This window comes from Prolinoborus fasciculus (assembly GCF_056724605.1).
Genome location: NZ_JBWZQN010000001.1, coordinates 1 through 11,292, shown reverse-complemented (window position 1 = coordinate 11,292; position 11,292 = coordinate 1). Strand labels below are relative to the sequence as shown.

The following is an 11,292-nucleotide window of genomic DNA, read 5'->3' as shown; positions in this document are numbered from 1 at the left end:
ATATCGAAGCGATGAATTGAATATTCTGAACCTAGGCTTTAATCACCAGCATGCGCTCTTCCTGCATATCGCGAATGGCGGACTGAATTCCTTCACGACCCAGACCTGAATCTTTGACCCCGCCATAGGGCATGTTATCGACCCGGAAAGACGGAATATCATTGATAATGACACCGCCGACATGCAGATGATCCCAGGCATACAGCATCTTGTTCAGATTCTGAGTATACACTCCAGCTTGCAAGCCAAAACGGCTGCGGTTGATACAGGCAATACCGGATTCGAAATCAGCATACGCTTCCAGAATTGCCACCGGGCCAAAGGCTTCATCACGGTAGATTTCCAGACTGTGGTCTACATTTTCCAGCAAGGTCGGTGCGAACATCACACCATTCAATTCGCCTCCAATCAGGATTTTCGCGTCTTTTTTCACGGCTTTATCCAGCCATTTTTTCAGGCGTTTGGCTTCATCTTCCTTGATCATCGGACCAACCAAGGTTGTGCTCAGATTCGGATCAGCGGCTTTAATCGTTTTCAGTTTCGCCAGCAGTTTGTCCTTCACTTCAGTATAAATCTGCTGATGCACCAAAATGCGTTGCACACTGATACACACCTGTCCGGCATGGTTATACGCCCCGCCAATTAGACGGTTAATCAAGGCATCGTTAATTTCGGTATCTGGCTCAATCATGACAGCAGCATTGCCACCCAGCTCCAAGACCACTTTTTTACGACCGGCACGCGCTTTCATATCCCAGCCTACAGCATCGGAACCGGTAAAACTGAGTAATTTAAAACGCTCATCGGTGACCAGTAGATCAGCCAGCTCTCGCGGACAGGGCAATACCGAAAACGCACCTCGCGGTAAATCGGTTTCCGCCAGAATTTCAGCAATTTTTAAGGCAGAAATCGGGGTCAGGCTAGGCGGTTTCAGCACAAAGGGACAACCGGCTGCAATCGCAGGAGCAATTTTATGCGCGGTCAGATTTAAAGGAAAATTAAACGGACTGATCAAAGACACCGCACCAATCGGCACCTGTTTCACAATGCCCTGATAGCCGGATGCTGCTGCAGTCACGGCCAAAGGCAGCATACGTCCCTGATCAATCTGGGTCACGGCATCTGCGGCAATCTGGAAAGTATTAATCAGACGTTCAACTTCGGCTTCGGCTGCTTTACGCGGCTTGCCCCCTTCTGCAATCAGAATTTCGGTCAATTCTTCATGAATCTCACGAAAACGGCGTACGCAATGCAGCAGAATTTTCTGTTTCTGAAACGGCTCCAAGGCAGCCATTTCGGCTTCAGCATCTACGGCAGACTGAATCGCCTGTTCCAGTGTGTTGGCATCTGCCAAAGCGACACGGGCATACAGTTCGTGGTTATATTTATGTTTGACCTCTAACCATTCACCCGTCTGAACGGCCTGACCGGCGACATATAATGCATACTCTTTCGTTTGTTGTGTGCTTCTCGCTACCATCTTATTGTCCTGCAAAATCCAAGGATATACATTTTTGAAATTCTCTATATCATGCACTTGCTACTCCATATTAAGAAGATGTTTTTAAGTAACCAGACACCTCCAATTTTAATAAAGCTTTAGGGAATAGAGCCATGCGCGCAAAAATACTCACCACCTTATTATGTGGTTTTGGACTCAGTACGCTCAGTCATGCAGATGTGATCGGCGTGAAAGCGGATCTCAGTTACTGGGATTTTGACGGCTATAGTCAGGATAACAATTTCAAGCATGAGCTGGATCGACAAGGTACAGCACAACTATCTCTCGCTGTAGAACATCCAGTGCCATTGTTGCCAAATGCCAAGATTAAATACGTCAATCTGGACAGCAATAGCGAACAGAGTTCTCTTATCAATGCCTCAGAAATTGAGCTGAACAATATTGACTATATTCTGTATTATGAATTGCTAGATACCATTGTGCATGCGGATATAGGCGCAGGTTTAACCAATCTGGATGGTACGGTAAAAAACCTGACTGCCGGCGTTTTCACTCAATACGATCTGGATGAATATAGTCCACTGCTCTATGCAACAGCCGGGGTTAAATTGCCCTTTACCGGACTGAGTGCCCAAGCAGAAGCGGTTTACAGTCACGGCAGTGATACCCGAAAGACCGATGTACAAGCCGAACTGCAATATGATTTCATTGATAATCTGCTGGTCGATGTCGGTGCCAAAATCGGTTATCGCCTCATGCAGGTAGATTTTGAACAAGATCAACGTCCAGACTTACAGCTGGAATTTAAAGGCCCTTATATCGGTCTAGATGTGCATTTTTAATGCAATACAACTGGTTAAGCTTGCACAGCTCAATTTCTCTGCGCTGATGTAAGCCAAAGCGTACAGCAATAACCGCAATCTGCTGCTAGTGCGCCACCGGGATGTGTATTACTTTATAAACATAGAGAGCAGGATGCTCCGAAGACCTAAAAACAATAAGAACATCGCAACACCAGGACGTGAGGTACGACAGGAGTTATACCTAAATCACGAGATACGAAAAAGCCCCGACAGGATGTCGGGGCTTTTTTTTCTGCCTATTATTTTATTTATCATTGCTTAACAGTTCCGAGCTAAAACTCCAACATTGTAAGAATCGCCTTGTTGTTAAGCTAAAAATCCTCACATTTTTTTGGGAACAGCAATCATGGTAAAAAAGGTCCTCTTTATTACATCTAATCAAGGCATTGAACATGATGAACTCACTGAGCCTTTAAATTTTCTAAAGTCCAAAGGGTTTGAAGTGATTCATGCTGCCGAAAAAAATGAAGATGTCGCGACGGTCAAAGGTGATACCAAAGCTGCCACCCAATATACGCCGGATACCAGTCTTGAACACGTCGATCTGAATGATTATGATCTTTTGGTGATTCCCGGCGGTACAGTCAACGCGGATACCTTGAGAATCAATCAGGATGCGCAAAAAATCATTCAGCATTTTGCCGACAATCACAAACCGATTGCCGCGATCTGTCATGGGCCATGGACTTTGATTGATGCACAGCGTATCAAAGACAAGAATCTGACTTCCTATAAGAGCATCAAGCTGGATCTGGAAAATGCCGGCGGGAAATGGGTCGATGAAGAAGTCCATCGCTGCAATACCGGTGACTGGGTACTGATTACTTCACGCAATCCGGACGATTTACCGGCTTTCAATGAAGCGATTTTAAAAGAACTTGAAGGCGATGCTGCCTAAGCTCATACCATAAAAAAAGAACCTCAGCATTGAGGTTCTTTTTTATATTCAGACACCACCGGCCAGACTTTTCAGATAAGCCACAACGTCTTTATTGCCGGCCATTTCTGCCAGTTCTAAAGCAGTATTTGGACTACGATGCGCAATATCTGCGCCTTTGCTGACCAAGAGTTTGACCACTTCCAGATGATCATTTTCAGCAGCAGCCTGTAAGGCGCTATAGCCTTCTTCATCGGCAGAATTGACGTCCAGACCTTCCTGTAAACCCTGTTCGACCTGTTCAACATCGCCTAAAGATGCCCAGTACACCAGTTCAGGAAGATGAAATTCTTCATCATCTTCAGGGATTGGGGAGATTGAATTGAGTTTCATAATGAGATCAAATTTATTATTTATTAATAAATATTTTACAATAGACCTCTTGCGTTAGTCAAAATTTAATCAGTGATAAGCGTTGATTTTTAAATAAATATCAAAGTCTAAAATAATACTTTCGCAAGAGGTCTAATGTCAAAAAGTTAATTTCTATTGTATTTCATTATGAATATTATCTAATCTGACGGTCTGTTCTTTAATTTGGGACAGTCTTGTATAGTTACCTACAACTGCTAAACCTAAAATACTGATAATCAACCAAGCAGTCCAATCTGCTAACTCCACTACATCGTTAGCTTCTATGTCAGACCAATATGCTCTATGTAAAGCTTTAGATCTTTTCTTATACATTTTTTTAATTTTAGATTTTACCTCTCTATAATTTTCAATATCATGGATTCGATAACCACCATATACCAATATACAGGCAAGACCTTTTGCATTTGATTCAGATATTTCATCTTGTGTAATAGAGAAGAAGCACTCAATACATGACCATAATTTAATAAATTTCATAGTATCATTATTATCTTTTGTAGCTTCACAAAACCAATATACAGATTTAATAATCGCATCTTCTACTTCGGTTTTTAATTCTTTTTCTAAAATAGTAAAAAACTCATCAAAGAATAAATTGGTTTTAAAGTGTTTTAATATTTCTAAATCAATTTCAGCATTGGAAAATTTAGGAAATGAATAAGAAAAACTTCCATATTGACTTTCGTTTGCCCACTGTAAACGAAGGTTACGAGATTTATGGCTAGAAGAAGAATTTAAAGCTTGAATCCTATAATTTAATAGATCTCTTGCGAAAGTCATTATTGCAAGTTTATCCGGTTTACGAGTGCAGCAATTAAGTTAATGCGTAAGCCGAATCTTTTCCGTCTATTTCGATAGCGTTCACTTAATATTCTAAATGTTTTCAATTGACTATTAATGTGTTCGATCACAACTCGTATTTTTTCAATCATTTTATTGTACTTTTTCTCAACATCAAATAAGGGTAAATTCTTCTTTTTCTTTATTGGCATCAATAATTTAAAGCCATCTTGCTCTAATCCGTAGTACCCTAGATCAGTCATAACATATTCACAATGTTTGAATTTCTTAACCGTTTTTCTTGCCAATTTAATGTCATGCTGACTGCCATTCGATATATCTAGCCCTATGATTTGTTTGCTGTTCGGATGATAGATCACTTGTACTTTTAGCGTATATTTCTTCTTTTTACCACTGTAGAATTTACTCTGATTTTTTTTTCGGACGTTCTATTGAACATTCTGTCGCATCAATAATTACCCAGTTAAAGTGTTCGTCTGCCGTGGTAATGCTTCGTTTTGGCAGAGTAAAACGTCTTGATTTCATCAATGCATCTTCAACCTTTTTAATGGTTCGATTCACATTACTTTCAGCGATATGGTAATTTGCCGCTAATTCCAGTTGAGTGCTGTAGTTCCGTAAGTAATTGAGAGTTAATAACAACTGATCCTCTATATCTAAAGTATGAGGACGACCTGATTTCTTTTTGAGTGATTCTGCTTTTTCTAAAACCTCTACCATTTCAGTAAAAACATGTCGAGGTACGCCAACCAAGCGTTTGAATTCAGAATCTGAAAAACGATTTAATTTCTGATATCTCATGAAATTTATATTGAGGTGGTTTTTACTTTCGCAAGAGGTCTAATATTGATTTTTTATTTATAGTTTGCAAACAGATACTCAAAAAACTAGTAATTAGATTAGCTTTGTAATCAAATTTATGTTCTACCTGCTTCTTACTTCCTTTTTCACTTCCACAAATCCATAGATAATCTTTCATCATCTCATAAAAATCAGCTTCTTCTTTTCCATAGGCTTTAAGAAATGTTGAAAAATCAGAAGAAATTATTTTATATTCTCCACAGTTTAATTGTTCTATGCCGTTAAGCTTTATACCTTCACAGCAGTTAATATTATTAAATACTCTTATTTCTTTCTTTGATAACTCATAGACATCATCTATCATATTTTCTGGAGATTTTTTATTTAGGATATAGTCAGCATATATTTTTTTAACATTCGAGAAAATCTCAGAAAAAGTGATGTAATCTTCTAAATCATAATAAACAATCAATTCACTGGTGATGGACCTTAAAGTGTTTCTTGTATCAGTAGTAATGAAAATTGTTTTTTCTTTTGATAAAGTCAGCTCTTGTCCAAAATAATCATCAAGATTTTTTTATATCATCAAAGCTATTTATCTTTACGAAAGCTTGCAACTTAAACAATGAGTTAACCATTCTTTGCAATATTCTTTTAGCTTTACTTCTATTCATAAAATTTATTAAATTTAAAGTGTATATATCATTCTAAATAGTATACCTCTTATAAAAAAGCCCCCTTTCGGAGGCTTCTTTTTAAAACTCAAATTCTTAAGCTTTAGACACTGCTGGCTCGACTGAACCAATCTTTTCAGATTCATCGTCATGCATGATCAAGGCAACCGCAATTGCAGTGATCAGCACCGGCAAACCGACTGCCATAAAGTTGAAGTAAGCAGGCAGGTTCATACCCAGTAAGCCACCAATCAGGATCGGCCCTACAATCGCACCCATACGACCAATCGCAGAAGACCAGCCAATACCTGTTGAACGTACTGCAAGCGGGTAGAACTGCGCCACATAGCTATACAGCAACATTTGTGAACCAATTGACGCTGCACCCGCCAGGAACACCAGGATGTAAAGCAAGAACTGGTTAGATGCAAAGCCCATTGAGCTCATTACAATCGCACCCATCATACCCAGAACCATCAGTACCGGTTTCAGGTGGAAACGATCCGCCAGAATACCACCACCTACAATACCTACAACCGCACCCACGTTCATCACCATCATGAACATCAGGCTGTTGTCCATCGAGTAGCCCGCTGCCATCATCAACTTCGGTAACCAGCTGCTAAGTGCATACATAGTTAACAGGCAAGTAAAGAATGCGACCCAGAACAGTAAAGTATTGACCGCACGACCACGACGGAACAAGCTGACCACGTTCGCTGCTTCAGGCACATTTTCCTGTGGCAAAGTAAGTACCGTGTTATCCGTTACTGTCAGATTTGGCGCCAGACGACGTACGATTTGGCGTGCTTCAGCCTGCTTGTTCTGCTTCACAATAAATGCCAGCGATTCAGGCAGGAATTTCCAGATTACCGGTAATAAAAATAATGGAATACCCGCGATAAAGAACATGATTTCCCAACCAAAACTTGGGGTAAACCATGAACCCAATAACGCAGCCATTACACCACCAACGGCATAACCACTAAACATAGTGGTTACCAGGGTACTACGCATTTTTTGTGGAGCATATTCCGAAGTCAATGCCACCAGGTTTGGCATTACACCACCAATACCAAGACCGGCAAGGAAACGTAAAATACCGAATTCGGTTGGATTTGAGGCAAAGCCACCCGCAAAAGTTAAACCACTGAATAATACAATACAGATCATGATTACTTTCTTACGACCGATCTTGTCCGCCAGGGAACCAAAGATCATCGCACCAAACATCATGCCGGCCAGTGCGGTACTTGCAAGCATGCCCGCCTGCACTGCACTCAAGCCCCAGTCTTGCATCAATAATGGTAAAACTACACCATTGATTGCCAGATCGTAGCCATCAAATAAGATAATGAGTAAACACCAAGCAACTACATTGAAGTGGAAAGGCGTGAATTTCGCATTATCGACTACAGAATTTACATCTATTTTTTCCGTTGTCATCGTTCTCATCTCCCATGAGTACTTGTCCATAACATCTTGTTGAAGATTGAAGACAATCTTCAATTGTCAGGCAATATACGCAAGCGGGATTTAAGGCACAATAAGACTAATTGATATTCGGCTATGGACTCAGAAATGTCATTTATTTACGTGATATGTCACATTATTGATAATATAAGATTTTGAATAATTTATATTTATTTTAAAATTGGCTTAATTTTCTAGCAATTTTAATTGCTTATTTTTTTGATCAATTGAATATTGCTTTAATTTGATATACCAGATAAGCAAAAACCCCTTTAAATAAAGAGGTTTTTGCAAATTCAGCAGGTGGCTTTATCGCAGCCATCATGCTGCATCAGGTTTTAATCGACTTGAGTTTCTGTTCGGCACGCAAGGTTTCGGCATTTCTTTCTGCATTGAGGTCTTTACGCACAATCATGGAAACAGCAATTGCACCAATCAATGCCGGAATAGCCACCGCAATAAAGTTAAACTTGTGCGGTAATTCCATGCCCAGCAGGAAACCAATAAAGATTGGGCCTACAATCGCACCGACACGTCCCACAGCCGATGCACAGCCAATCCCGGTCGAACGAATCGACATTGGATAATACTGCGCCACAAAGCTGTAGAGCAAAATACTACTGCCAATTGCAGAAGCACCCGCGAGCGCCACCAGCAAGTAAATAACCGCTTGTGGTGAATTGAAGCCAAGGCCAACCAGTGATACCGCACCGAGCAGGAACATGCCGATAATAACCGGTTTCAAATGGAACCGGTCTGCCAGAATACCGCCACCAATGGTACCAATGACTGCACCAATATTCATGGCCATCAGGAACATCAAACTGTTGCCTAGCGAATATCCGGCTGCCATCATCAGTTTCGGCAACCAGCTGCCCAAGGCATAAACCATCAACAGGCACATAAAGAAGCACGACCAGAACAGCAAGGTACTCATGCTACGGCCCTGCTTGAAGAGTGCTGCAATTGAGGCTTCTGAGGTTTGTACTTCATTCAGCACAAACTGGGTATCTGCATTCAGATTCTGTTCTGGACTGAGCTGTTGCACAATATGGCGGGCTTTTTCATTTTGCTGTTTTTTCACCAGAAAAGTTAAAGATTCTGGCAAATAAAACCATAAAATCGGCAAGATTAACAATGGAATACCGGCGATATAGAACATGATTTCCCAACCAAAACTTGGAGTAAACCAGGCCCCAAGCAAGGCTGCCATAATCCCGCCCACCGCATAACCACTAAACATGGTGGTCACCAAGGTACTGCGCATTTTTTGGGGCGCATATTCAGAGGTTAAAGCAACCAGATTAGGCAATACTCCACCAATTCCTAGACCTGCAATAAATCGCAAAATTCCGAATTCGGTTGGGTTCGAGGCGAAACCGCCCCAAAAAGTAAAACCACTGAATAAGGTGACACAAATCAGAATCACATTTTTTCGGCCAATTTTATCAGCCAGCATGCCAAACAGCATGGCACCAAACATCATGCCGGCCAAAGCAGTACTGGCCAGCATGCCAGCCTGCACTGCAGACATATTCCATTCTTGCATTAGTAGTGGCAGGGCTACACCGTTAATTGCCAAATCATAACCGTCAAAAATCACGATAAATACGCACCAAAGTACGACTTTTAAATGAAAGGGTTTAAACTTTGCAGTATCCACTACAGCATTTACATTTACTGTATTTATAGTCACGCCTCACCTCCTGTGAGTTGTTATTCGTTGTTTTTAGCACGACACATGACACTAACTCTTATTTATTATTTTTAATGATTCTTATCGCCATGTTTTCGCAACAACTTAGTTCAACACAGCTATTTTTGAGACAGTATGCGACTAAAGTCTTAAGCATGATGCAAAAAACTAAACCCATGGGTCTAGTTTTTAATCAATGATTAACAATTTCAGCCGGTTTTTGGTTTAAAAAACTCTTCCAGAGCCTTCAGACTCTGGAAGAGTTTTTAAATTTCGAAAATAAAATGCAATTAATACAATGGTTGAGGTAATTGGATCTGAATCATTTCATTATCATCTGCCAGATTTTGATTACGCCCACTGGAGCCAGGAAAATTATTGTCATTCAGGACGGTAATTAAATCAGGCCCTTCAATAATAATGTCCTCAATGGTCTGGAATGGAAAACCAAAGCGCTGACCGGTGGCAATATCTCCCGGACGTACCGGACCATAAAGTAAATCCGGATTGGCCACATCCATCAAATTGACCAGTTCTTCGCGCGTCACAGACTCACCGGACTGATTCAGTTTAACCTTGATTAGTTTTTTATAACCGCCCAGATTATTTTCACTGTCATCGCGTTCAATGATCACCCCTTCTTGGGCATTAAAAAGCTGAAAATCACCAATAGCAGTAGCTTTAGAATCCAGCTCAAAATAATAGAAATTTCCGGTATAAATCTTATTTTCTATATCAAACTCTGAAATGATTAATTGTGGAGTCGTGGCATTTAATAAAGGTTTTTCGAGTAAAGGGTACAAATAGCGGCCATCAGGTGAAATTGCCATGCCTTCGAAGCCCCCACTTCGCTGTACGAGAGGTTCGATATACGCTGTAGTTCCCTTATTTAGCTGATTTTGTGGAGATCTCAGTTCAGTTCCGGTCTCTAATGGATGTGTTAAAGCGATCGGCGGACTTTGCAAGATTCCCTCTGCATTAAAATGCAGTAAATAAGGCCCAAATTCATCTCCTATCCAGATATCCCCATTAGGTGCACGTTGCATAGATTCCGGATCAAAGTCAGCACCGGTCAATAAACGCTCTTGAGTATTCTCGTTAATAATCTCAAAAGGAATCAGTTTATTCGGATCACGAAGCTGAATATAAGCAAGATGTTCGACAGCTGCCGTGCCACCGGTTTTGGTTCTAAAATCACTAGAAAGATGATGCAAACGCAATAAATAATCAGAAGAATTATCCTGCGCGCCAAAGCCATTGTCCGACATCACCAGATAGGTTCCGTCCGGATTTTTTAATGCAGCAGAAAAACCTTGTACAGGCTGACCTGAAAATGGCGGAAAAATCCCATTTGCTCCACGTACATCTTTGCCGGAATCAGGCCCTTCTGCATAAGTCTCTACATCCAGTTTGGCAAAAGAGACTAAAGTCGGTTCACTGATATTTTCTATAGGCTGAACAACCTTATCATCCGAATCATTACATGCCGTCAGAGCCAATACGGAAATAGCCAGCATACTTAAGCAGATTTTTCTCATACGTCCATTCATCTTTTTTATCAAGTCAAAGCCTTATTGAATGTGCTTTGCATGACAGGAACGTTGCGAGGAAATGAAGTTTTAACGACAGTTTTATAGAAACAATTCTTATTTTATCCACATAAAAAAACACCCCCTGCGTTAGCAGAGGGTGTTTCGAATAATGAGCTGGCGATGACTTACTCTCACATGGGTAACCCCACACTACCATCAGCGCTAAGAGGTTTCACTTCTGAGTTCGGGAAGGGATCAGGTGGTTCACTCTTGCTATGGTCGCCAGCACAACTGGTATGACTTTGCGCTTGGTCTTATTCGCTTTGCATTGCTGCTTTGCTTGCCGTTGCTTGGTCAAATGAGTTTAACAGATAATATCTGAGTCGAATTGTATGTTCTAGCGTTAGCTGAATCAAGTATTTCAAGACCGTTTGGTCTTTAATGAATCAATCTCTGCTCACTGCTTGCGCAGTTCGTACAACAACTGTTTGGGTGTTGTATAGTCAAGCCTCACGAGCAATTAGTATTGGTCAGCTTCACATATCACTATGCTTCCACATCCAACCTATCAACGTCGTAGTCTTCAACGGCTCTTTAGGAGACATAAAGTCTCGGGGAAATCTTATCTTGAGGTAGGCTTCCCGCTTAGATGCTTTCAGCGGTTATCCCTTCCGAACA

Annotated in this window: 10 protein-coding genes and 2 rRNA genes; 2 read left to right on the top strand and 10 right to left on the bottom strand. The window is 41.0% G+C overall.

Annotated elements, in window-relative coordinates:
• Window positions 1-31: 31 nt before the first annotated feature.
• Window positions 32-1,480, bottom strand: coding sequence for an aldehyde dehydrogenase family protein (locus tag AC1P5O_RS00060; RefSeq protein ID WP_086044922.1), 1,449 nt, complete (start codon window positions 1,478-1,480; stop codon window positions 32-34).
• 134 nt (window positions 1,481-1,614) lie between these two features.
• On the opposite strand from AC1P5O_RS00060, the gene AC1P5O_RS00055 reads away from it, so the two are divergent.
• Window positions 1,615-2,304, top strand: coding sequence for a TIGR04219 family outer membrane beta-barrel protein (locus AC1P5O_RS00055; protein ID WP_086044264.1), 690 nt, complete (start codon window positions 1,615-1,617; stop codon window positions 2,302-2,304).
• Between the two features lie 367 nt (window positions 2,305-2,671).
• Window positions 2,672-3,223 (top strand): type 1 glutamine amidotransferase domain-containing protein, encoded by a 552-nt coding sequence (locus tag AC1P5O_RS00050; protein ID WP_005264505.1) that lies wholly within the window; start codon window positions 2,672-2,674, stop codon window positions 3,221-3,223.
• A gap of 48 nt (window positions 3,224-3,271) precedes the next feature.
• Here the strand turns inward: AC1P5O_RS00050 and AC1P5O_RS00045 are convergent, their stop codons facing one another.
• The 9 genes from AC1P5O_RS00045 to AC1P5O_RS00005 form a co-directional block, all read right to left on the bottom strand.
• Entirely contained in the window at window positions 3,272-3,595 is a 324-nt protein-coding gene (locus tag AC1P5O_RS00045) for an ankyrin repeat domain-containing protein (RefSeq protein WP_086044263.1), read from the bottom strand.
• A gap of 153 nt (window positions 3,596-3,748) precedes the next feature.
• A complete protein-coding gene (locus tag AC1P5O_RS00040) occupies window positions 3,749-4,417 on the bottom strand; it encodes a HEPN domain-containing protein (protein WP_086044262.1) in 669 nt (222 codons plus the stop codon).
• A protein-coding gene (locus AC1P5O_RS00035; RefSeq protein ID WP_101627170.1) for an IS5 family transposase occupies window positions 4,417-5,239 on the bottom strand; the annotation gives its coding sequence in 2 pieces (ribosomal slippage) (window positions 4,417-4,857 and window positions 4,859-5,239; 822 coding nt in all). Before AC1P5O_RS00035 ends, AC1P5O_RS00040 begins: the two co-directional genes overlap by 1 nt.
• A gap of 22 nt (window positions 5,240-5,261) precedes the next feature.
• On the bottom strand, window positions 5,262-5,711 hold the full coding sequence (locus tag AC1P5O_RS00030) for a hypothetical protein (RefSeq protein ID WP_086044261.1): 450 nt from the start codon (window positions 5,709-5,711) through the stop codon (window positions 5,262-5,264).
• Window positions 5,712-6,009: 298 nt separating this feature from the next.
• Complete coding sequence (locus tag AC1P5O_RS00025; RefSeq protein ID WP_086044260.1) at window positions 6,010-7,359, bottom strand: aromatic acid/H+ symport family MFS transporter; 1,350 nt, start codon at window positions 7,357-7,359, stop codon at window positions 6,010-6,012.
• Between the two features lie 358 nt (window positions 7,360-7,717).
• Window positions 7,718-9,082, bottom strand: a complete 1,365-nt coding sequence (locus tag AC1P5O_RS00020; protein ID WP_086044259.1) for an MFS transporter — start codon at window positions 9,080-9,082, stop codon at window positions 7,718-7,720.
• Between the two features lie 290 nt (window positions 9,083-9,372).
• Window positions 9,373-10,620, bottom strand: coding sequence for an esterase-like activity of phytase family protein (locus AC1P5O_RS00015; protein ID WP_086044258.1), 1,248 nt, complete (start codon window positions 10,618-10,620; stop codon window positions 9,373-9,375).
• 166 nt (window positions 10,621-10,786) lie between these two features.
• Window positions 10,787-10,901, bottom strand: a 5S ribosomal RNA gene (gene rrf, locus AC1P5O_RS00010).
• A 212-nt stretch (window positions 10,902-11,113) separates the two neighbouring features.
• Window positions 11,114-11,292, bottom strand: a 23S ribosomal RNA gene (locus AC1P5O_RS00005); the annotation flags it as partial.